The following is a 20,331-nucleotide window of genomic DNA, read 5'->3' as shown; positions in this document are numbered from 1 at the left end:
GACGCCCGCCGTCAGGTTCCCCCCAGCGACTGGACGGTGGGTGGCTGAGGGAGGAGCGCGGTGCGGCGCGATCGGCACGCTCGGCACGGCGCTCCTCCCCACCGACGGTTCCGCCGGCTGGTCGTACCCGGGGGATAGGCTCGCGGCCGTGACCGATCCCGCGCAGCTCACCCACGTCGATCCGGCCGGCGCGGCCCGGATGGTCGACGTCTCCGCCAAGCCGGTCTCCGGCCGGCTCGCGGTCGCCGCCGGCCGGCTCCGCACCACGTCCGAGGTGGTGGAGCTGCTGCGACGGGACGGCCTGCCCAAGGGCGACGCGCTGGCGGTGGGCCGGCTGGCCGGGATCATGGGGGCGAAGCGGACCCCCGACCTGATCCCGCTCTGTCATCCGATCGCCCTGCACGGCGTCACCGTCGACCTGCGGCTCACCGCCGACACCGTCGAGATCACCGCGACCGCGAAGACCGCCGATCGGACGGGCGTGGAGATGGAGGCGCTCACCGCGGTGGCGGTCGCCGGGCTCGCCCTGGTCGACATGGTCAAGGCCGTCGACCCGGCGGCCTCCGTGGACGCGGTACGCGTCCTGCGCAAGGAGGGCGGCAAGACCGGCGAGTGGGTCCGACCGGAGGACCGGCCGTGATCCGGGCCCGGGTGATCGTCGCCTCCAACCGGGCCGCCGCCGGGGTATATGCGGATACCAGCGGCCCGCTGCTCGTTGCCGGCCTGCGCGAGCTGGGCTGCGAAGTCGACGAGCCGGTGGTGGTGCCGGACGGCGAGCCGGTGGGGGCCGCGCTGCGGGCCGCCCGCGACGAGGGCATCGACGTGGTGTTGACCAGCGGCGGCACCGGCATCACCTCGACCGACCGGACTCCCGAGGTGACCCGGGCCCTGCTCGACTACGAGGTTCCCGGGATCGCCGAGGCCATCCGGGCCTACAGCCGCGACACCGTGCCCACCGCGGCCCTCTCCCGGGGGCTGGCCGGCGTGGCGGGCCGGATGCTGGTGGTGAACCTGCCCGGCTCCCGGGGTGGGGCGAAGGACGGGCTGGCCGTGCTCGGCCCGATTCTCCGGCATGCCGTCGACCAACTGAGCAACGGCGACCACTGACGAGGCACCCGGCCGGCGATAGGCTCGCCGAATGAGCACGGAAACCGCAGCTACGGCGGCCCAGGTCGCTGCGCCGCCGCCAGCCGGGTGGGAGGAGGCGCGCTCCCGGGTGTACGAGGTGGGCCTCGCCGCCGCGCTCCCCGCGGTCGACCGGCCACTCGCCGACGCCGACGGGCACACCCTCGCCGAGCCGCTGACCACCCGTACCGACCTGCCGGCGTTCCCCACCTCCAGCGTGGATGGCTGGGCGGTGCGGGGGGACGGGCCGTGGCAGGTGGTCGGCCGCGTGCTCGCCGGGCACACCCCGCCCACGCTGGCCACCGACGGCACCACCGTCGAGATCGCCACCGGCGCGATGGTCCCGGCGGGGGCCGCCGCGATCCTGCGGATCGAGGAGTCGACCCGGACCGCGGATGGCCGGGTGGCCGGCACGCCGCGTCCGGCACCCGAGTGGCGGGAGCCGGGCGAGGAGGCGTACGCCGGGGAGGAACTGCTGCCCGCCGGTACCCCGGTCGACCCGGCGCTGATCGGGCTGGCCGCCTCCTGCGGTCACGACACGCTGCGGCTACGCCGCCCGCCGCGGGCGGCGCTGCTGGTGTTCGGCGACGAACTGCTGACCACCGGCCCGCCGGGCGCCGGCCGGGTCCGCGACGCCCTCGGCCCGGCGGTGCCCGCCTGGCTGCGCCGGTACGGCTGCGAGGTGCGGGCGGCCGACGTGGTCGGCCCGGTGGCTGACACCCTCCCCGCCCACGTGGCGGCGCTGCGCGGCGCGCTCGCCGACGCCGACCTGGTCTGCACCACCGGCGGGACCATGCACGGTCCGGTCGACCACCTGCACCCGGCGCTGGCGGAGCTCGGCGCGGACTACGTGGTCAACACGGTGGCGGTGCGTCCAGGGTTCCCGATGCTGCTGGCCCGGCTGATGGGCGACGACGGGCGGGTTCGGTTCGTGGCGGGCTTGCCGGGCAACCCGCAGTCGGCCGTGGTCGCGCTGGTCTCGCTGGTCGCACCGCTGCTCGCCGGCCTGCAGGGTCGGCCGATGCCGGTGCTGCCGCAGGTCACCCTCGCCGAGCCGGTCCACGGCCGCGGCGACTACACCCACCTGGCCCTGGTCCGCTGGGACCGGGCGGCCGGCACCGCCCGCCCGCTGCGCCACGTCGGCTCGGCGATGCTGCGCGGGCTGGCCGGAGCGGACGGCTTCGCGGTGATCCGCCCGGGCACCAGCGGCGAGGCCGGCGACCGGGTGCCGCTCGTACCGCTGCCGTTGACCCCCGGGGAGCGGTCATGGTGAGACCGGTCGTGGGACTCACCACCGGCGTGGTGACCGACCAGCCGCTCGACCTGGCCGCGCACGAGGCGGCGGTGGCCGACCGGCGGGCCGGCGCGGTGGTGTCGTTCCAGGGCGTGGTCCGCGACCACGACCACGGCCGGTCGGTCACCCTGCTCGAGTACGAGGGACACCCCACCGCCGAGGCGGTGCTGCGCGAGGTGGCCGCCGAGATCGCCGCCGATCCGGACGTGTACGCGGTGGCCGTGTCGCACCGGATCGGCCGGCTGGAGATCGGCGACGCGGCCCTGGTCGCGGCGGTCAGCACCGCTCACCGGGCGGCGGCGTTCGCGGCCTGCGCCCGGCTGGTGGACGAGGTGAAGGCGCGGCTGCCGATCTGGAAGCGGCAGGTGTTCGCCGACGGCACCGAGGAGTGGGTGAACTGCCCCTGACCTGCGCATGAGGGCCGGGAACGCGGCCGGGTGGGACGGTCAGCGCCGGCCGGCGAGCTGGGCGGCGCGGACCAGCCGGTCGTGGTAGAACGCGGGCTCCGCGCCGGGCCGCCAGGGCAGGGCCGCGACGAGCACGATCAGGGCGATCGCCAGCGAGTTCTCCATCAGCGCGCCGAACAGGCCGTCCTGGTAATGGGACACCTCGGGGAGTTGGTGCTCGTACGGCCAGATGGGCGAGATCAGGAAGAGCAGGTAGAGGGCGAGCGCGCCGAGCCCGTGCCGCAGCCCGGTGAGCGCCGGATACCAGATCGGTGGGCGTAGCGCGGGCACCCCGCCGGTGGGTGGCATCCCGCTGATCCGTACCGACAGACCGCGGCTCGCCTCGTGGCGGCGTACCGCGGCGTCGGCCAGCACGATGATCGCCGGGATCACCCAGACCAGATGGTGCGACCAGGAGATCGGGCTGATGACGTTGGCGGTCAGCCCGACCAGGGTGAACGCGGTCAACTCGTCGCCGTCGGCGCGGGCACTGGCCGCCCGGGACAGCCCCAGCGCCAGCATCAGCACCGAGAACGCCAGCCAGAGCAGTCCGGGTGTCTCGATCGAGTCGTAGAGCCGGGCCAGCAGCCCGGCCAGCGACTGGTTGGCGGTCATGTCCGCCGCGCCGACCCGCTCGGTCTGCCAGAGCACGGTGCCGAAGTAGGTCCGCGACTCCGGCCCGACCACGGCGAACGTCGCGAGGGTCACGCCGATGGCGGTGCCGATCGCGGTCGTCGCCGCGCGCCACTGCCGGGTGATCATCAGGTACCCGATGAACAGCGCCGGGGTGAGCTTGACCGCGGTGGCCAGTCCGATGCCGACGCCGGCCCAGGCCCCGCTGTAGACGTACCGGGCCAGCGCCGAGTCGGCGGTGTCGTGGTGGGTGCCCCGCTTCGCCCGCCAGCGCAGGCCGACCAGGTCCGCCATGACCAGCGCGAACAGCAGCAGGTTGACCTGGCCGTATCCGAGGGTCTCCCGGGACGGCTCGATGGCGACGGCCAGCGGCGTGGCGATGCCGACGGTGAACCAGAGCGACCAGCCCAGCCGGTCGACGATCGGGCGCAGCAGCGCGGCCAGTACGACGGCGAGCGCGGCGATGCTGGCCAGGGCGTTGAGCGAGCCGGCCGCCGCGACCGGCAGCCAGGACATCGGCAGCATGACCAGGCCGGCGAAGGGCGGGTAGGTGAAGCCGAGGGTCGTCGAGGGGGCGATGAAGTCGTAGAGCTCATTGCCGCTGGCCCACCACACCACGGCACCGTGGTAGATCCGCATGTCGAAGAAGTTGTACGGCCGCCCGAACGCGCCGATGGCGAGCCACGCCGCGTAGGCGACGGCGGCCACGACGCCGCTGCGTACGACTGTCCTGCGATCGATCCGACGGGTGCCGCGCTGGATTGGAGCGAGGCGGTCCATCCGTCTACCGACGGTCGTCGGCATGGCGGTGCCACCCCCGTACCAAGATCCTACTTCCCGTCCAGGTCCCGCACGGAGCCTAGAACGGCGCCTCACGTTGCTGCCTCCCGCGTTATGCGACCGTGTCCGATCCCACACGTGTTTTTGACATTTCCATCGCGTTAACGGGTCTCGGACGGTTCAGGTGATTAGTGGGCCTTGCGGGGGGTGGAGGCCGTATTGATGCAGGTCAACCCGGTATTCGGCGGGCGGAGGCTGCCGAGCGTACGGCGATCTTCGCCTCTCGGCGGGCGGTCCGGACCGCGCGCTGCACCGAGCGGCGCGAGTGGTCGATCCGGTGACCGGCCCGCCAGCGCAGTCCGGGCTTGCCCCCGGTGTCCGCGGCGGCGAGGAGCAGGCCGCCGAAGAGGCCGAGGTTCTTCAGGAAGTGGACCTGGTTGTTGTTCCGCGCCATCGGGTCGTCGTTACTCCAGAAGGGATGGCCGGCGAAGGTGGTCGGCACCAGGGTCCCGGCGAGGACGAGCGCGGCCGGCCGGGTGAACTTGCCGGTCGCCAGCATCAGCCCGCCGACGAGCTGAGTGGCCGCGTTCGCGCGGACCAGTGCCTCGGTGTCGGTCGGGATCCGTGGGTGCAGGTTCTGGATCAGCGGGGCGACCCGGTCGGTGACCGGCTTGGCGGCCGTGACCAGCCGTCCCGGGTTCTGCAGGTTACGGGCGCCGCTGACCACGAAGATGCCGCTCAACATGACTCGGGCGAGGGAGCGCACGGGCTTCATAAACCAGTCATACCCCGTCGGGCCGGTCACCACCCCGGCAACACTCGAACGAGATCGGCCGACATGGACGTCCGGCCAGCCCGGTCGCCGGGCTGATTTCAGCGACCGTCGCTGATGGACGGGGTTCGGACGGTAAGGTCGCGCGGGTGACGACCCTGCGACTCCGACCCGAGGATCCGGCGGACGAGGCACCGGTCGCCCGGGTGCTGGCGACCGCCTTCGCCCGCCCCGACGTGGCCACCCCGCCCGAGGTGGGGCTGGTCGACGACCTCCGGCACAGCGACGCCTGGATCCCGGAGCTGGCCATGGTCGCCGAGTACGGCGGTGAGGTCGTCGGTTACGCGCTGCTGACCCGGGTGCGGGTGTGCAGCGACGATGCGGCGTACCCGGCCCTGGCGCTCGGGCCGGTGGCGGTCGCGCCGTACCGGCAGCGGATCGGGCACGGCACGGCGGTGGTGCAGGCGGCCCTGGACGCCGCGACCGAGCTGGGTGAGCGGCTGGTGGTGGTGCTCGGCGACCCGGCGTTCTACCGCCGCTTCGGGTTCAGCCGGGCGGACCGGCAGGGACTGACCAGCCCCTGGTCGGGGCTCGGGGAGCCGTGGCAGGCGTTGGTGCTGCCCCCGTCCACCACGGACGAGGCCCCGCCGCCGGGGGGTGAGGTGCTCTTCCCACCGCCCTGGGCGAAGGTGTGAGCCGGGTGGTCAGGCCGGCTGGGTGCGCAGGTAGCGGCCGAAGTGCGGGACGGTGAAGGCGACCGTGCCGCGCTCGCCGGAGTAGATCAGCCCCTTCTTGATCAGGGCGTCCCGGGCGGGTGAGAGGCTGGCCGGCTTGCGGCCCAGCGCCCGGGCGATCTCCGCGGTGGGTACCGCCGCGTCCATGTCGTCCCGGCCGTTCTCCTCCCCTTCCACCAGGGAGAGCGTCGCCATCGCCCGCATGTACTCGCGTTCGGCCGGGGTGGCCCGCTCGAACCGGGATCCGAAGAAGCCGACGGCCAGCTCGGCCTCCGCCTCGGGTGCGGCGACCCGGACGTCGGCGGCGGCGATCGGCGAGCGGGGCGCGTGGTCCCAGGTGGCCTTCCCGTACGCCTGGACGAAGTAGGGGTATCCGCCGGACTTCTCGTAGAGCAGGTCGAGGGCCTTCGGCTCGTACTCGACCTCCTCCCGCTCGGCCGGCGCGCAGAGCGCCTGATCGGCGGCGATCCGGTCCAGCCGGTCGATCCGCTGGTAGCGGAAGAGCCGCTCCGAGTACGACTTAGCGGCGCTGAGCACGGCCGGCAGGTGCGGCAGCCCGGCGCCGACGACGATCAGCGGCGCGCCGAGCTGGGACAGCTCGTGGCAGGCGGCGCAGAGCGCGGAGACGTCCTCCGCGCCGAGGTCCTGCATCTCGTCGATGAAGATCGCGACGCCGGTGCCCACGTCGGTGGCGACCGCTGCGGCGTCGGTGAGCAGCTCGACCAGGTCGATCTCGATGTCCCCGGAGTCGGCCCGGCCGCTGCTGGCCGGCACGTCGATGCCCGGCTGCCAGCGGTCGCGCAGCTTCGGCGCGGCCCCGCCGCGTCCGGTGGGCGCGGTGCGCTGGGCGAACGCCTTGAGCACGCCGAGGAAGGCGTCGATCCGCTCCGGGGCGCGGTGCCGGGGCGCCAGCTCGCGGACCGCCATGTGCAGTGCGGCGGCGATCGGCCGGCGCAGCGACTGGTCGGGCCGGGCTTCGATCTTGCCGGTGCCCCAGAGGTGGTTGATCGCCTGCGAGCGGAGGGTGTTCAGCAGGACCGTCTTGCCCACCCCGCGCAGTCCGGTGAGCATCAGGCTGCGTTCCGGGCGGCCCCGGGCGATCCGTTCCAGCACCACGTCGAAGACGTCCAGCTCGCGTCCCCGGCCGGCGAGTTCGGGCGGGCGCTGGCCGGCACCGGGGGCGTACGGGTTGCGGACCGGATCCACGAATCGCAGAGTATCGGGCCGTCTAGCTGGGAGGCTAGACATCCGTAGATGGGGCTACCGGCGTGTCGGGCTCCTCGACAGAAAACTAGGGCTGTCTAGCATCCACGCTAGACAGCCCTAGTTTTGGTTACCGTCGGCCGTGCCGCCGCGGCGCAGGTCAGCAGCGCAGGTCAGCAGCGCAGGTCAGCGGCGCTTGAGGCAGAGCACGAAGTCGAGGGTGTCCAACTCGCTGTCGAAGAAGTACCAGTCGGTGTAGCCCTCGACCTTGGCGCACTTCGCCTCGGCGTCCTGCTGGCCGCTGGTCGGACCGTCGAAGCGGCGCAACACCTGGTAGCTCTTCGGGCCGCACTCGCTGATCGCCAGCTTCGGCTGCTGCCCGTCCGCGCCCTCGTTGCGGACGCACTGGCCCGCCTTGACGAAGCGCGAGTCGGTCGAGGTCGCCGGAGCCGGGGTGGTGGTCGCCGGATCGGGGGGCGTGCTCGCCCCCGCGGTCGGGTCGGCCGGCGCGGAGGCCGGCGCGCCGGAGCCGCTCACCCGGGCCGGCTCGTCCCGGCCGAGGACCCAGTACGCCCCGGCCCCGCCGAGCACCAGCACCGCCAGCCCGGCCAGCACCGCGACCAGCCGGCCCCGGCCGCGCTTCGGCGGCGTCGGCTCGGCGTACGGCGTCGGCTCGGCGTGGGGCGGCTGGCCGGGGTAGGGCGGCTGGCCGGCGTACGGCGCAGGCTCGGCGTGGGGCGGATGACCGGCGTAGCCGGGCATGGTCGGCGGGTATCCCTGCTGGGCCGGCTGCCCGGTGTCCCAGCCGACGGTCGGCTCGTGCCGCTGGGCGGGCGGCTCGCCCCACCCGCCCGGCTGCCGGGCGTACCCCGGGTCGTAGCGAGGGTCGGCCGGCGGGGCGTACTCGTCCTCGGGTCGCCGTCCGTCCCACGGGCCAGGGGAGCCGCCACCCGGTGGTCCGAAGTTCGACATGGAGGACCTCCTGGGTACGCCAGTGGGTGAGAGGCCGGCCACCAACCGGGGACACCGTGCCCTGGTCACCGTAGCCTGGTCCACCGATGAGCTCACGCCCCACAGCTGCGACGTCGACCGTCGACCACGCCCCCACCGCCGCCCGTCCCGCGTTCGTCTGGACCGCGCTGGTCCTCGTCTACGTGCTCTGGGGCTCGACCTACCTGGGCATCCGGGTCGCGGTCGAGTCGCTGCCGCCGCTCGCCTCCGCGGCGATGCGGTTCGCCGCCGCCGCCGGCGTGCTCGCCCTGGTGCTCCGGCTCCGCCGCGGGCGGGGGGCGCTCCGCGTCGATCGTCGGCAGCTCGGGTCCGCCGCCCTGGTCGGCGTGCTCCTGCTCGCCGGCGGCAACGGGCTCGTGGTCCTCGCCGAGTCCGGCCCGGCCGGCGTGGCGCTGCCCTCCGGCATCGCCGCGCTGCTGGTGGCCACCGTCCCGCTGCTGGTCGTGCTGCTGCGTACGCTCGGCGGCGACCGGCCCCGGCTGTGGACCTTCGCTGGGGTGGCCCTCGGCTTCGTCGGGCTCGTCCTGCTCGTGCTTCCCACCGGTGGGCCGGGCAACGTACCCGTGGTCGGCGCGCTCACCGTGGTCGTCGGGGCCACCTGCTGGTCCGTCGGCTCCTATCTCTCCGGACGTATCCGGATGCCGGCCGACCCGTTCGTGGCCACCGTCTACGAGATGGTCGCCGGCGCGGCGGCGCTCACCGTGCTCGCCACCGTCCGGGGCGAGCTGCGCGATTTCTCCCCGGCTCAGGTGACCGGCCGCTCCTGGGCGGCGCTGTTGTACCTGATGGTGGCCGGCTCGTTGGTCGCCTTCACCGCGTACGTCTGGCTGCTGCACCACGCCCCGATCTCCCTCGTCGCCACCTACGCGTACGTGAACCCGGTGGTCGCGGTGGCGCTCGGCGCGCTGTTCGCCGCCGAACCGGTCACCACCCAGGTGCTGCTCGGCGGGGCGGTGATCGTCGCCGGGGTGGCCGTGGTGGTGAGCACCGAGCGTCCCCGCCGGTCGGTCGACCGGGCAGCCCGGGAGGCCGTCCGCCGTTGAGCAGGGCCCCTCTCCCCTCAGATCAGGCGGAGCTGGCGGTCCTTGGGGCGGCGGGGCTCGGCCTCGCCGAACCGTTCGAAGAGCCCCGGGTCGATCACGTCGAGGAACGGTGACGGGCGGCACTCGCGCTCCGACCCGTGCCGGATCCGCCGGGCGGCGTGACTCACGTAAAGCCGGTCCTGCGCCCTGGTGAGCCCGACGAAGAAGAGCCGGCGCTCCTCGGCGATCGCGTCGTCGCCCGGCTCCGACCCCGGCCAGCGCAGCGGCAGCAGCCCGTCCTCCGCGCCGACCAGGAAGACCACCGGAAACTCCAGGCCCTTGGCCGCGTGCAGGGTGAGCAGGGTGACCGCCTCGGCGCGCGGGTCCAGGGCGTCCACCTCCGCCCCGGTGGCGAGCTGGGAGAGGAAGACCCCGAGGTCGTCGCCGCAGCGCCGGGCCAGCGGGGTGAGCAGGTCCACCGCGGTGCGGACGTCCTCGGGGCGTACCGAGCCGGCGCCGTCGAGCGTCGGCACGGCGAAGCGTTCCGCCAGGATCTGCCCGGCCAGCCGGACGCGGGCGGCCAACGAGCCGTCCAGCCCGGCGTGCCGCAGCTCGCGGGCGATCGCCGTCACCCCGGGCCGGTCGCGGAGCCGGTCGTGTGAGCGCTTCTGCACCGGGATGTTGGCCCGGGCCAGGGCGTCCACGATCGGTGCGGCCTGCGAGTCGGTGCGGTAGAGCACGGCGATGTCGGAGAACGACAGCGAGGTGGACCGGCCGTCGATCCGGCCCGAGTCGAGCGAGCGGTGGGACAGGCCGCCGACCAGCTCGTCGACGGTGCGTACCACGAAATCGGCCTCGTCCGCGACGGAGGCCGCGGCGTAGCGACCGACCAGCGGGGCCTCCGGGTCGAGCCGGGCCGGGTCGAGCCGGCGGCCACGGACCAGCGACGACGGCGCGATGGCCTGCACCGCGGCGGCCAGGATCGGTGCCGAGGAGCGGTAGTTGCGGTTCAGCCGGACCAGCCGGGCGTCGGTGAAGTCCTGGGAGAAGCGCAGGAAGTAGCCGACGTCCGCCCCCCGGAACGAGTAGATCGCCTGGTCGGGGTCGCCGATCGCGCAGAGGTTGCCGTCGGCGGGGCTGAGCAGCCGCAGCAGCTCGTACTGGACGGCGTCGACGTCCTGGTACTCGTCGACGAAGATCCACTTCCAGCGCTCGCGGTACTCGCGGACCAGCTTCCGGTCCGCCGTCAGCAGCGCCACCGGCAGGGTGAGCAGCTCGTCCAGGTCGACCAGGTCCCGCTTGCGCAGCAGCGAGGTGTACCGGTCGTCGTCGTCACCGACCTCGGTCCGGGCCGCCGCGCGGTCCGCGTCGTCGGCGATGCGGAAATCCGCCGGCAGCCCGGCGGCTGCGGCGTTCTCCCGCAGGATGGTCAGCCCCAGCGAGTGGAAGGTGCCGACCGTGATGTCCTCGGCGACCGGGCCGAGCAGCCCGTCCAGGCGGTGCCGCAGCTCCTCGGCCGCCCGGCGGGTGAAGGTGATCGCCAGGCACTGCTCCGGGAAGACGTTCAGCTCCGCGCAGAGGTACGCGATCCGGTGGGTCAGCGTCCGGGTCTTGCCGGTGCCCGGGCCGGCCACGATGAGCAGCGGGCCACCCGGTGCGGAGGCCGCCACCCGCTGCATCGCGTCGAGCCGGTCCAGCAGGCCGGTGCCGACCTCCTCCATCCCGGCGAGCATCGGCTCGAAGGGCTCGTGCGGAGAGGGCACCGGCGCGATCGGTGGCGGCGGTGGCGGGACGGGCTTCCGCTTCGGCTCCGGCTTGGCCGTCGCCGGGCGCTTCGCCTTCGGCTTCGGCGCCGGCTCCGCGGGCTTCCGCTGCGCGGGTACGGGTACGTCGAAGAGGGTGTCCTGCGCGTTCGGCGCGGCACTGCCACCCAGCTCGGCGGGGTCGAACAGGGTGATCACGCCGTACTCGCCGTCGTAGCCCGGGACCCGGCGCACCTCGCCGCGGCGGAGCCGGCCGATGCCCTCGGCGAGCAGTTCGCCGCCGACCCGGCCGATCTCGTCCAGCGGGGCGCCGGTCAGGATCTCCAGCTCCGGGCCGAGCGCGGCGATCAGCTCGTTGAGCTTCCCCTCGACCTTCTTCGACCGGGCACCGACCTTGTTGATCTCGCCGAGGATCTCGGCCAGCGGCACCAGGTGGGTCACCTCGCGGGCGTGTGCCGGCCGGTGCCCCTCGGGCCGGTCGGCCAGCTCCTCGACCCGGCTGAGTACGCCCACCGTCAGCGGCTTGCCGCACTCCGGGCACCGGCCGCCGGCCTCCCGGGTCCGCTCGGGCGCCCAGTTCACCCCGCAGAGCCGGTGCCCGTCGGCGTGGTACTTGCCCTCCTCCGGGAAGAACTCGATGGTGCCGGCGAGCCCGTCCCCGGTGCGCAACGCCTCCCGGATCGCGAAGTAGTCGCGGGTCGAGCTGAAGACGGTGGCCTCGCGGGCCAGCGCGGGCGGCGAGTGCGCGTCCGAGTTGGACACGAGCTGGTAGCGGTCCAGGCTGCCGACCCGCCAGTTCATCTCCGGGTCGGAGGAGAGGCCGGTCTCCACGGCGAAGACGTGCTCGGCCAGGTCGGCGTAGCAGTCGGCGATCGCGTCGAAGCCGGACTTCGAGCCGAGCGCGGAGAACCACGGCGTCCAGATGTGCGCGGGCACCAGGTAGCCGTCCGGGCTGGCCTCCAGCGTGATCTCCAGCAGGTCCCGGGAGTCCAGGCCGAGGATCGGCCGGCCGTCCGACCCCAGGTTGCCGATCCGCCCCAGCGCGGCGTTGAACCGGGCCACCGCGTCCAGGTCCGGCAGGTAGATGAGGTGGTGCACCTTCCGGGTCCGGTCGTCCCGCTTGTAGATCGTGGAGATCTCCACACTGAGCAGGAACCGGACCGGGTCCGCCTCCGCCGTGCTGGCCAGCCGGGGTGGCAGCCGCCGGGCGATGTCCCGCTCCGCATCCGGGCTGAGCCGGAACAGGCCGGGCTCGGCCGGGTGCAGGGTCTCGCGGAGGTGGTCGTACCAGGCGGGATGGGTGAAGTCACCGGTGCCGAGGACGCCGATGCCCTTGCGCCGGGCCCACCATCCGAGGTTTGGCAGGGTCAGGTCCCGGCTGCACGCGCGCGAGTACTTCGAGTGGATGTGTAGATCCGCGACGAACGGCGGGAGGCCACCGGGGGGTACGGCGCTGAACGGAGGCACGCCGCATCCTGCCACGAGCCGTCCCCGGCCCGCCCGCCGCCACGCGTACGCGTGACCTGAGCAATCCGGTGCTGGACCCGGCAGCCGGTTCGCGCTATTGGGCGCGGAGTTCGACGAGGGTCACCTGTGGCGGCGCACCGACCCGCACCGGCGGGCCCCAGAAACCGGCGCCGTTGGTCACATAGACCTTGGTCCCGTCCACCTCGCCGAGGCCGGAGACCACCGGCTGCTGAAGCCCCACCAGCAGGTTGAACGGCACCATCTGCCCGCCATGGGTGTGCCCGGAGAGTTGGAGGTCCACGCCGTACTTCGCCGCCTCGTACGCGGCCACCGGCTGGTGGGCCAGCAGCACCACCGGTCGGCTCGGGTCCCGGTCGCCGAGGGCGGCGGCGTAGTCGGCGGGGGCGGCCAGCCCGGTGCCGGCTGCGGTGACGTCGTTCACCCCGGCCAGGTCGAGTACGCCACCCCGGGCCCGGATCTCCTGGCGCGCGTTCTGGAGGACCCGCAGGCCGAGCCGGTCCACCTCCTGGACCCATTCCTCGACACCGGAGTAGTACTCGTGGTTGCCGGTGACGAAGAAACTGCCGGATCGGGACCGCAGGTCGCGCAACGGTTCCGCCGCCGCGCCCAGCTCGGCGACCGAGCCGTCGACCAGGTCACCGACCACCGCCACCAGATCGGCGTCGAGCCGGTTGATCATCGCGACGATCCGCTCGGTGTGCGACCGTCCGCGCAGCGGCCCCAGGTGGATGTCGGAGACCGTGGCGATCCGCAGCCCGTCCATGCTGCGGGGGAGCTTGGCCAGCGGGATCTGCACCCGGTCCAGCCGCGGCGGTCCCATCGCCGTGCGGACGCCGTACCCGGTGAGACCGGCGGCGGTGAGCCCGGCGAAGATCGCGGCGCCCCGGGTGAGCAGCAACCTGCGCGACGGGTCATGGTCGGGGGCCGGCGCCGCGGTGGTGCCGGCCGGGGGCGGATTCGCGGGACCGGTCGCCGACTCGGCGGGTTGGTCGGCCGGCGGCTGGACGGTTGGCGGCTCGGCGAGGCCGACGGACGAGGCCCGGGCGAGGCCGGCCGAGGGCATTTCCGCCTGGGCGGCCGCGATGTCGAGCGGTCCGGCGGCCGGTCCACCGGCCCCGACCAGCGCGGGCTCGGACGCGGGCAGGCCGACCCGCGCCCGGCGCCGCAGCGCCAGCTTCGCCACCGCCAGCGGCACTTCCAGCACCAGCAGCAGGACCAGCAGGTAGAACATCAGGGCCAGCCAGAGGTAGCCCGGCCAGGCCAGCCAGTGCACCCCGCCGCGGGTCGCGATCATGGTGGCCGGCACCAGTAGCGCCAGCAGCAGCAGCGCTATTCCGCCGATGCGCCGCGAGCGCCCGGGCCGAGTGGTGTCGCGGATCAGCCGCTTCCACAGGTAGAGGTGGATCAGGGCGGTGACGAGCACGGCGAAGCCCAGGAATGTTGCCATCGCCAACACGCGAGCCTCCTCAGCCGCCCGCGAACGGGGGCAGTACGTCGACCGTCGCCCCGGCCGGCAGCGGTGCCCGACGATCATGGCAGGCCAGGCCGTCGACCAGGAAGCTGGCCGCCTTCAGCACGGTGCTCAGCCCTTCGCCGTGCCGCTCGGCCAGCTCGTCCACGAGCTCGTCGAGGGACCGGCCGGCGGAGACGGTCTCCTCGGCGCGGCCGGCGGCGGCACGTGCGCCGGCGAAGTAGCGGACGGTCAGCTCCACCGGTCAGCCTCCGATCGCCGACATGGGACGGGCGGGTTGCAGGAAGGCCGGATCGTCGATGCCGTGCCCGGCCCGCTTGCCCCACATCGCGGTCCGCCAGCGGCGGGCCAGCTCGGCGTCGTCCACCCCGGCGCGCAGCGCGCCGCGCAGGTCGGACTCCTCGGTGGCGAAGAGGCAGGCGCGGACCTGGCCGTCGGCGGTGAGCCGGGTCCGGTCACAGTCGCCGCAGAAGGGTCGGGTCACACTGGCGATCACCCCGACCCGGGCCGGTCCGCCGTCCACCAGCCAGGTCTCGGCCGGGGATGCGCCCCGCTCGGCCGGATCGGTGCTCAGGTCGAACTCGGCGCGCAGATTGGCCAGGATCTGGTCGGCGGTGACCATCCGGCTGCGGTCCCAGCCGTGCTGCGCGTCCAGCGGCATCTGCTCGATGAACCGCAGCTCGTAGCCGTGCGCCAGGGCGAACCGGAGCAGCGTGGGAGCCTCGTCGTCGTTGACCCCGCGCATCAGCACCGCGTTGACCTTCACCGGGGTCAGCCCGGCGGCCGCCGCGCCGGCCAGCCCGGCCAGCACGTCATCGAGCCGGTCCCGCCGGGTCAGCTCGGCGAACCGGGTCCGGTCCACCGTGTCGAGCGAGACATTCACCCGGTCGAGACCGGCGGCGCGCAGGGCGGGCGCGAGGCGGGCCAGGCCGATGCCGTTGGTGGTCAGGGAGATCCGGGGCCGGGGTCGCAGCGCGGCCACCGCCGACACGATGCCGACCAGGCCGGGCCGGATCAGCGGCTCGCCGCCGGTGAAACGCACCTCGGTGACCCCGAGCCGGTGCACCGCGACGCGGATCAGCCGGATGATCTCGTCGTCGGTGAGCAGCTGCGGCCCGGAGAGCCAGGGCAGGCCCTCGGCCGGCATGCAGTAGGTGCAGCGCAGGTTGCACTTGTCGGTCAGCGAGACCCGCAGGTCCCGGGCGACCCGACCGTACCGGTCGACGAGGACTCCGTCGGTCGTCGGGGCGGCGGTCACCTGTCGACCGTAGCGCGTCCGGCGCCCCCCAGCGCACTGTGGGCGGCGGAGACCACCGCATCCCGGTATGCCGCGCCGAACAGGGCGGTGTGCACGAGCAGCAGGTGGAGCTGGTGCAACGGCACCCGCTCCCGCCAGCCGTCGGCCAGCGGCCATGCCTCCCGGTAGGCCGCCATCATCCGGTCGAGGTGCGACGGGCCGCCGAAGAGCGCCAGCTGCGCCAGATCGGTCTCCCGGTGGCCGCCGTGCGCCGCCGGGTCGACCAGCCAGACCCGGTCGTCCGCCCCCCAGAGCAGGTTGCCCGGCCAGAGGTCGCCGTGGATCCGGGCCGGCGGCTCGTCCCCGCCGAACTCGCCGATCCGGCCGATCAGCTCCTCGACCAGGCTGGCGTCCGCGCCGCTGAGCGCGCCGTCGTCGACCGACATCTTCAGGTACGGCATCAACCGGCGGCGGGCGAACCACGCCGACCAGGGGCCGGGGTCGGGGGTGTTGTCCTGCGGCAGCGCGCCGATGAACCCGGGCCGCTCGGCGCCGAAGGTGGGCGCTCCGGCCCGGTGCAGCCCGGCCAGCTCGCGGCCGAACCGTTCGGCCGCCTCCGGCGTCGGCTCGCCGGGCTCGACCCAGTCGAGCGCCAGCAGCTCCGGCAGCGCCACCACCACCTCGGGTACGGCCACCGTGCCCGGCTCGCGCAGCCAGCGGAGGCCGGCCGCCTCGGTGGCGAAGAAGCCCTCCGGCACCGGGCGGGCCGCCTTCTCCGGCCAGGTCTTGGCGAAGATCGAGTGCCCGTCGTCGAGGGTGAGCCGGGACGCGGCGCAGATGTCCCCGCCGGAGACCGGCGTCTCCCGGATCCGCTGGTGGGTCAGGAAGGTCGGCAGGTGCTCCGGGTGTGCCCGCAGGTACGCCAGGTCCATGAGCGCAAGGTAGCCGGTCCGGACGGTCCTCGTGGGGCGGTAGCGGTTCGGACGCCTGCCGTTCGGCGCTCACCTGCATCGATACTCTCCGTATCTGTGGATAACCCGCGTGTCGTCCACAGGGCCTGTCGCGCCGGCACCCACCCGCCGCACGCTCCCGGCATGACTCCCACCCCGCGCCCCCGGCTCGCCGTCCGCTCGCCCGCCGACCTGATCGCCGCCGTGCCGTACCTGCTCGGCTTCCACCCGGCCGACAGCCTGGTGGTGGTGGCGCTACGCGGCCGGCGGGTGGTCTTCGCCGCCCGGGGCGACCTGCCCGAACCGGGATCCGACCCGGGTCCGGCCGCCCGCCATCTCGCGCAGGTCATCGCCCGGCAGGGCAGCGAGGCCGCCACCGTGATCGGATACGGCCCGGCCACGCGGGTGACCGGTGCGGTCGACGCCGTGGGCGAGGCGCTGGACGACGCCGGGCTGCTCGTCCTCGACGCCCTGCGGGTGACCGACGGGCGCTGGTGGTCTTACCTCTGCACCGAGCCCGCGTGCTGCCCGCCCGACGGCACCCCGTACGACCCGGGGACCAGCGAGGTCAGCGCGGCGGCCGTCTTCGCCGGTCAGGTGGCTCTGCCCGACCGGGCCGCGCTGGCCGCACAGGTGGCCGCGCTCGACGGGCCGGTCCGGGTGGCCATGCGCCGGGCCACCGTCCGGGCGCGCCGACGCCTGGCTGAGCTGACCGAGGAGGCGGCCGAGACCGCGCTGGCCGGTGGCCGCTCCGTACGCTCCGCGGGCGTCGCGGCGGTGCGCGAGGCATTCCGCCGGCACCGGCGCGGCGAGCGGCTGGGCGACGACCAGGTGGCCTGGCTGACCGTGCTCCTCACCCAACTCCCGGTACGCGACCACGCCTGGGAACGGACCGACGGCCGGGACGCCGACATCAGCCTCTGGACCGACGTGCTGCGCCGGGCCGAGCCGGAGCTGATCGCCGCCCCCGGCAGCCTGCTCGCCTTCGCGGCCTGGCGGGCGGGGCACGGTGCCCTGGCGGCGGTGGCCCTGGAACGCGTGCTCGCCACCCGCCCCGACTACTCCCTCGCCCTGCTCCTGGACGACATGCTCCGCCGCGGGATGCCGCCGTCGGAGTTGGACGGCTGGCCGGCGGTCGGTTTCCCGGGGGTGGTGCGCCGCCGGCCCCGCCGCCGCATTCCCCGCCGGCGCATCTGACGTCGGCGCTCAGGGAGGTCGCGTCAATTCACGCAGGCTCCCCTGGCGTTCCCACTATTCGCTGATCCGTGCTGCGCCCGCGTAGACGTTCATCGTCCGGCCGCGTAGGAAGCCGACCACTGTCATGCCGGCCTCCTCGGCCAACTCGACGGCGAGGGTGCTGGGCGCGGAGACCGCCGCCAGCAGGGGCACTCCGGCCATCCACGCCTTCTGGGTCAGCTCGAAGCTGGCCCGGCCGGAGACCAGCAGCACGTGCCCGGCCAGCGGCAGCCGGCGTTCCCGGACCGCCCAGCCGACCACCTTGTCCACCGCGTTGTGCCGGCCGACGTCCTCGCGCAGCACCACCAGCTCGCCGGCGGCGGTGAAGAGCCCGGCCGCGTGCAGCCCACCGGTCCGGTCGAAGGCGCGCTGTGCCGCGCGGAGCCGGTCCGGCAGGGCGGCCAGCAGCTCGGCGGGCACGCGGAGCGGGTCGTCCCGCACCGCGAACAGCGACCGGGTGCGGACGGCGTCGATGCTCGCCTTGCCGCACACCCCGCACGAGCTGGTCGTGTAGAAGTTGCGGGCCGGGTCGGTGGTGGGCTCGGGCACGCCGGGCGACAGCACCACGTCGACCACGTTGTAGGTGTTCGGCGTCTCCGCCCCGGCGCAGAGCTGGGCGGTGTACACGTCGTCGGCGGACCGGATCAGGCCCTCGGTGAGCAGAAAGCCGACCGCCAGGTCCAGGTCGTCGCCGGGGGTACGCATGGTCACCGCGAGCGGCTTCCGCCGGCCGGGGCCCGCCGGGCCGACCCGGATCTCCAGCGGCTCCTCCACCGCCAGGGTGTCCGGTCGCCGTACCCGGGCGCGCCCGTCGGCCGCCGCGTCGAGATCGATCCGGAGCACGCCGCGCCGCTCAGTCGCCCGTCCCATCCCGCCATCCTGCCGCGCGCGGTCCGCCACCCGCACGGCGATGCCGCTCCCGCGCACCAGGGTCAGCCGGGGCCGACCAGCCAGACGTCCTTGGCCAGGCCGATCCCCGCTGCGTGGGGTCCTGCTGGAGGGCGGACGGAGCGCGCTGCGGTTTACCGTGGGCGGGTGACGGCGTACGCGGCGGTGGTGCTGTCGGGCGGCGCGGCCCGCCGGATGGGCGGGGTGGACAAGCCGGCGCGTCCGGTCGGCGGCCGGCCCATGCTGCACCGGGTGCTGGCCGCGGTCGTCGACGCCGCGCCGCGGATCGTGGTCGGTCCGGCCGGTCCACTCCCCGACGACGTACGGCTGACCCGCGAGCGGCCGCCCGGCGGTGGCCCGGTGGCCGCCACGGCTGCCGGGCTGGCCCTGCTCGCCCCCGGTACGACCACGGTCGCCCTGCTCGCCGCCGACCTTCCCCTGCTCACCCCCGAGGCGGTGGCGGACCTGCGGCGCGCGCTCGACGGGTCGACCGCCGACGGGGCCTGCTACGTGGACAGCGACGGCCGCCGGCAGCAGCTCTGCGGGGTGTGGCGGGTCGCCGCGCTGCGGGCGGCGGTGGACCGTCTCGCCGCCGAGCGGGGCGGCACGGTCGACGGGGCTCCGGTACGCGGGCTGCTGGCCGGCATGACGGTCCGGGAGGTGGCCTGGTCCGGCTCCGGGCCGCCGCCCTGGTTCGACTGCGACACTGACGAGGACGTACGCCGGGCCGAGGAGTGGACGAGATGACGGTGATGGACGACTGGGTCACGGCAGCCTGCGCCGAGTTGGGGCTCGACCCGGGCGACGTGTCGGTGCCGGTCGTGCTGGACCTGGCCAAGGACGTGGCCCACCAGGTGCTGCGCCCGGGCGCGCCGGTCACCGCGTACCTGCTGGGGGTGGCCGTGGGGCGCGGCGGCGACCTGGCCGCGACGGCTGCGCGGCTCAGTGAGCTGGCCAACTCCTGGCCGCTCGACCTGGACGGCACCACGCCGGCCGAGTAGCCCCCGGCCGTGCCGACCCACGTCCGGGTCCCCGGAGAGACGGGCCCGCGGCGGGGCGTTTTGGGGTGGCTGTCCGATCCTGGTCCGCCGTGATTCGCCCCCCACCGTCCGTGGGTAGGGTGGCCGTGACGGACGGAGGCGATCATGACGGCTGACCACCCCTCGGTGCCGACCGGTGAGCCCGCCGGCGGTGTGCCGGAGCAGTACGAGTCGATCCTGCTGGACGAGCCGACCACGGCGGACCTCCGGGCCAAGGTGACCGAGGCCTGGCGGGAGTTCGCCCGCGCGCTGGCCGACCGGCTGCGCGACCTGCCGGCCGGTACGCATCTGGAGCTGACCCTCGACCCCACCGCCTCCGGGACCGGGGACGCCGTCTACTCGATCAGCGTGGACGTCGGCGAGGAGGGCCGGCTGTCGGCGCGGGCCGTGGGCAACGCCACCCTGCCGCAGGGATACCGCCTGGACCGGGCCGCCGTGGCCGACATGATCGCGCTCGGCTGGTCCCCGCCGGGGGTGATGGCGGGCTCCGGCGAGCAGTTCGGGCTGGACTGCGCGGTCGACGAGGCCGCTCGGCTGGCGGCCGTGCTGTCCCGCACCCTCCGTGACGTCTACGGGGCGCCGCACCCCGCCTTCCTGGTCTATCTGGTGCATGACGCCGAGGGCGAGCCGCTGCCGGTGGAGCCGCTGGGCACCGCGCGGAGCGAGTTCGGCCCGGGCCGGGACGTGGAGGCGGACCTCGACGAGGCGCTGGCCGCGGCGGCGACCGCGCAGGCCGGCGGGAACGACGTGCTCGCGCTGGAGGAGCGGGTCCGGACGGTCGTCTCCACGATGCTCAAGTCGAATGCCGACCAGTTGCAGATCGACTCGGACGGCGACATCAACATCCGTGCCGGCTCGGCCATGGTCTTCGTCCGGGTACGCGACAACCCGCCCCTGGTCGACGTCTTCTCCCCGGTGCTCACCGAGGTCGAGCCGACCGAGCGCCTCTATGTGAAGCTCTCCGAGCTGACCAACCGGATGCCGATCGGCCGCCTCTACTGCGCCGACGACACGGTGTGGGCCTCGATCCCGGTCTTCGGCCGCAACTTCCAGCCCACCCACCTGATGCTCGCCGTCCAGGTGATGACCGGCCTGGCCGACGAGCTGGACGACCGGCTGCACGGCGAGTTCGGCGGCCGGCGCTTCTTCGGCGAGGCCGACAAGCCCTCCCGCGCCCAGCCCGAGCACCGCACCGGCATGTACCTCTGACATTCGGGCGCCCGCGCGGAGAGCGCGGG

General features: G+C 74.4%; 20 protein-coding genes. 10 read left to right on the top strand and 10 right to left on the bottom strand.

The annotated features are described in order from the left end of the window. The first annotated feature begins 148 nt into the window (after nucleotides 1–148). From moaC to ACFYML_RS17655, 4 genes are read left to right on the top strand one after another with little or no spacing between them, the layout of a single operon-like run. Nucleotides 149–640, top strand: a complete 492-nt coding sequence (gene moaC / locus ACFYML_RS17670; RefSeq protein ID WP_387421617.1) for a cyclic pyranopterin monophosphate synthase MoaC — start codon at nucleotides 149–151, stop codon at nucleotides 638–640. Then, nucleotides 637–1,107 (top strand): molybdenum cofactor biosynthesis protein B, encoded by a 471-nt coding sequence (locus ACFYML_RS17665; protein ID WP_073837127.1) that lies wholly within the window; start codon nucleotides 637–639, stop codon nucleotides 1,105–1,107. The genes moaC and ACFYML_RS17665 overlap by 4 nt, the downstream gene beginning before the upstream one ends. Before the next feature lie 31 nt (nucleotides 1,108–1,138). Continuing rightward, entirely contained in the window at nucleotides 1,139–2,398 is a 1,260-nt protein-coding gene (locus tag ACFYML_RS17660; RefSeq protein WP_387421616.1) for a molybdopterin molybdotransferase MoeA, read from the top strand. Continuing rightward, nucleotides 2,392–2,826 carry a molybdenum cofactor biosynthesis protein MoaE gene (locus ACFYML_RS17655; RefSeq protein WP_387421615.1) on the top strand — a complete coding sequence of 145 codons (435 nt, stop codon included), beginning with the start codon at nucleotides 2,392–2,394 and terminating at the stop codon, nucleotides 2,824–2,826. Before ACFYML_RS17660 ends, ACFYML_RS17655 begins: the two co-directional genes overlap by 7 nt. A 39-nt stretch (nucleotides 2,827–2,865) precedes the next feature. On the opposite strand, the gene ACFYML_RS17650 is transcribed toward ACFYML_RS17655, so the two are convergent. Both ACFYML_RS17650 and ACFYML_RS17645 read right to left on the bottom strand, forming a co-directional pair. Next, nucleotides 2,866–4,302, bottom strand: a complete 1,437-nt coding sequence (locus ACFYML_RS17650; RefSeq protein ID WP_387421614.1) for a glycosyltransferase 87 family protein — start codon at nucleotides 4,300–4,302, stop codon at nucleotides 2,866–2,868. 205 nt (nucleotides 4,303–4,507) lie between these two features. Then, the gene (locus ACFYML_RS17645; protein WP_387421613.1) at nucleotides 4,508–5,053 is read right to left on the bottom strand and encodes a DoxX family protein; all 546 of its coding nucleotides are present in this window, start codon (nucleotides 5,051–5,053) and stop codon (nucleotides 4,508–4,510) included. A 146-nt stretch (nucleotides 5,054–5,199) separates the two neighbouring features. Between ACFYML_RS17645 and ACFYML_RS17640 the strand changes: the two genes are divergently transcribed. Beyond that, entirely contained in the window at nucleotides 5,200–5,745 is a 546-nt protein-coding gene (locus tag ACFYML_RS17640; protein ID WP_387421612.1) for a GNAT family N-acetyltransferase, read from the top strand. A gap of 9 nt (nucleotides 5,746–5,754) precedes the next feature. Here the strand turns inward: ACFYML_RS17640 and ACFYML_RS17635 are convergent, their stop codons facing one another. Further along, the gene (locus tag ACFYML_RS17635) at nucleotides 5,755–6,990 is read right to left on the bottom strand and encodes an AAA family ATPase (protein WP_387421611.1); all 1,236 of its coding nucleotides are present in this window, start codon (nucleotides 6,988–6,990) and stop codon (nucleotides 5,755–5,757) included. Between the two features lie 183 nt (nucleotides 6,991–7,173). Further along, a complete protein-coding gene (locus ACFYML_RS17630) occupies nucleotides 7,174–7,959 on the bottom strand; it encodes a flagellar basal body protein FliL (protein WP_387421609.1) in 786 nt (261 codons plus the stop codon). Nucleotides 7,960–8,045: 86 nt separating this feature from the next. Here ACFYML_RS17630 and ACFYML_RS17625 point away from each other — a divergent pair, with 86 nt between their 5' ends. After that, nucleotides 8,046–9,041, top strand: coding sequence for an EamA family transporter (locus tag ACFYML_RS17625; protein ID WP_387421608.1), 996 nt, complete (start codon nucleotides 8,046–8,048; stop codon nucleotides 9,039–9,041). Between the two features lie 17 nt (nucleotides 9,042–9,058). Here ACFYML_RS17625 and ACFYML_RS17620 read toward each other — a convergent pair whose 3' ends face one another. From ACFYML_RS17620 to ACFYML_RS17600, 5 genes are all read right to left on the bottom strand, one after another. Continuing rightward, nucleotides 9,059–12,250, bottom strand: a complete 3,192-nt coding sequence (locus ACFYML_RS17620; RefSeq protein ID WP_387421606.1) for a UvrD-helicase domain-containing protein — start codon at nucleotides 12,248–12,250, stop codon at nucleotides 9,059–9,061. 94 nt (nucleotides 12,251–12,344) lie between these two features. Next, on the bottom strand, nucleotides 12,345–13,718 hold the full coding sequence (locus ACFYML_RS17615; RefSeq protein ID WP_387421605.1) for a metallophosphoesterase: 1,374 nt from the start codon (nucleotides 13,716–13,718) through the stop codon (nucleotides 12,345–12,347). A gap of 19 nt (nucleotides 13,719–13,737) precedes the next feature. Continuing rightward, nucleotides 13,738–13,983 (bottom strand): MoaD/ThiS family protein, encoded by a 246-nt coding sequence (locus ACFYML_RS17610; RefSeq protein WP_357434383.1) that lies wholly within the window; start codon nucleotides 13,981–13,983, stop codon nucleotides 13,738–13,740. Nucleotides 13,984–13,986: 3 nt separating this feature from the next. Then, nucleotides 13,987–15,000: a GTP 3',8-cyclase MoaA gene (gene moaA, locus ACFYML_RS17605; protein ID WP_387421604.1), complete on the bottom strand. Its 1,014-nt coding sequence runs from the start codon at nucleotides 14,998–15,000 to the stop codon at nucleotides 13,987–13,989. Next, the gene (locus tag ACFYML_RS17600; RefSeq protein WP_387421603.1) at nucleotides 14,997–15,911 is read right to left on the bottom strand and encodes a fructosamine kinase family protein; all 915 of its coding nucleotides are present in this window, start codon (nucleotides 15,909–15,911) and stop codon (nucleotides 14,997–14,999) included. Before ACFYML_RS17600 ends, moaA begins: the two co-directional genes overlap by 4 nt. Before the next feature lie 162 nt (nucleotides 15,912–16,073). Here ACFYML_RS17600 and ACFYML_RS17595 point away from each other — a divergent pair, with 162 nt between their 5' ends. Then, nucleotides 16,074–17,126 (top strand): DUF4192 domain-containing protein, encoded by a 1,053-nt coding sequence (locus ACFYML_RS17595; protein WP_387421602.1) that lies wholly within the window; start codon nucleotides 16,074–16,076, stop codon nucleotides 17,124–17,126. Between the two features lie 54 nt (nucleotides 17,127–17,180). Here the strand turns inward: ACFYML_RS17595 and fdhD are convergent, their stop codons facing one another. After that, complete coding sequence (fdhD, locus tag ACFYML_RS17590) at nucleotides 17,181–18,035, bottom strand: formate dehydrogenase accessory sulfurtransferase FdhD (RefSeq protein WP_387421601.1); 855 nt, start codon at nucleotides 18,033–18,035, stop codon at nucleotides 17,181–17,183. A gap of 165 nt (nucleotides 18,036–18,200) precedes the next feature. Here fdhD and ACFYML_RS17585 point away from each other — a divergent pair, with 165 nt between their 5' ends. The 3 genes from ACFYML_RS17585 to ACFYML_RS17575 all read left to right on the top strand — a co-directional run bounded on the left by ACFYML_RS17585 (nucleotide 18,201) and on the right by ACFYML_RS17575 (nucleotide 20,302). Further along, entirely contained in the window at nucleotides 18,201–18,800 is a 600-nt protein-coding gene (locus ACFYML_RS17585; protein ID WP_387421600.1) for a molybdenum cofactor guanylyltransferase, read from the top strand. Beyond that, entirely contained in the window at nucleotides 18,797–19,054 is a 258-nt protein-coding gene (locus ACFYML_RS17580; protein ID WP_073837131.1) for a DUF6457 domain-containing protein, read from the top strand. Before ACFYML_RS17585 ends, ACFYML_RS17580 begins: the two co-directional genes overlap by 4 nt. A 144-nt stretch (nucleotides 19,055–19,198) precedes the next feature. Beyond that, complete coding sequence (locus ACFYML_RS17575; protein ID WP_387421599.1) at nucleotides 19,199–20,302, top strand: hypothetical protein; 1,104 nt, start codon at nucleotides 19,199–19,201, stop codon at nucleotides 20,300–20,302. Nucleotides 20,303–20,331: the final 29 nt, after the last annotated feature.

The organism is Micromonospora sp. NPDC007230, assembly GCF_042869115.1.
Classification (GTDB): domain Bacteria; phylum Actinomycetota; class Actinomycetes; order Mycobacteriales; family Micromonosporaceae; genus Micromonospora.
Note: the sequence above shows the minus strand (reverse complement) of the source record. Positions and strands in the feature narration are given on the sequence as shown.

Excerpts from the sequence above, each read along its gene's own strand:
- ACFYML_RS17660 (WP_387421616.1), top strand. The coding sequence starts at position 1,139 with ATGAGCACGGAAACCGCAGCTACGGCGGCCCAGGTCGCTGCGCCGCCG.
- ACFYML_RS17655 (WP_387421615.1), top strand. The coding sequence starts at position 2,392 with ATGGTGAGACCGGTCGTGGGACTCACCACCGGCGTGGTGACCGACCAG.
- ACFYML_RS17650 (WP_387421614.1), bottom strand. The coding sequence starts at position 4,302 with ATGCCGACGACCGTCGGTAGACGGATGGACCGCCTCGCTCCAATCCAG.
- ACFYML_RS17645 (WP_387421613.1), bottom strand. The coding sequence starts at position 5,053 with ATGAAGCCCGTGCGCTCCCTCGCCCGAGTCATGTTGAGCGGCATCTTC.
- ACFYML_RS17630 (WP_387421609.1), bottom strand. The coding sequence starts at position 7,959 with ATGTCGAACTTCGGACCACCGGGTGGCGGCTCCCCTGGCCCGTGGGAC.
- ACFYML_RS17625 (WP_387421608.1), top strand. The coding sequence starts at position 8,046 with ATGAGCTCACGCCCCACAGCTGCGACGTCGACCGTCGACCACGCCCCC.
- ACFYML_RS17615 (WP_387421605.1), bottom strand. The coding sequence starts at position 13,718 with ATGGCAACATTCCTGGGCTTCGCCGTGCTCGTCACCGCCCTGATCCAC.
- ACFYML_RS17600 (WP_387421603.1), bottom strand. The coding sequence starts at position 15,911 with ATGGACCTGGCGTACCTGCGGGCACACCCGGAGCACCTGCCGACCTTC.
- ACFYML_RS17595 (WP_387421602.1), top strand. The coding sequence starts at position 16,074 with ATGACTCCCACCCCGCGCCCCCGGCTCGCCGTCCGCTCGCCCGCCGAC.
- fdhD (WP_387421601.1), bottom strand. The coding sequence starts at position 18,035 with ATGGGACGGGCGACTGAGCGGCGCGGCGTGCTCCGGATCGATCTCGAC.
- ACFYML_RS17580 (WP_073837131.1), top strand. The coding sequence starts at position 18,797 with ATGACGGTGATGGACGACTGGGTCACGGCAGCCTGCGCCGAGTTGGGG.
- ACFYML_RS17575 (WP_387421599.1), top strand. The coding sequence starts at position 19,199 with ATGACGGCTGACCACCCCTCGGTGCCGACCGGTGAGCCCGCCGGCGGT.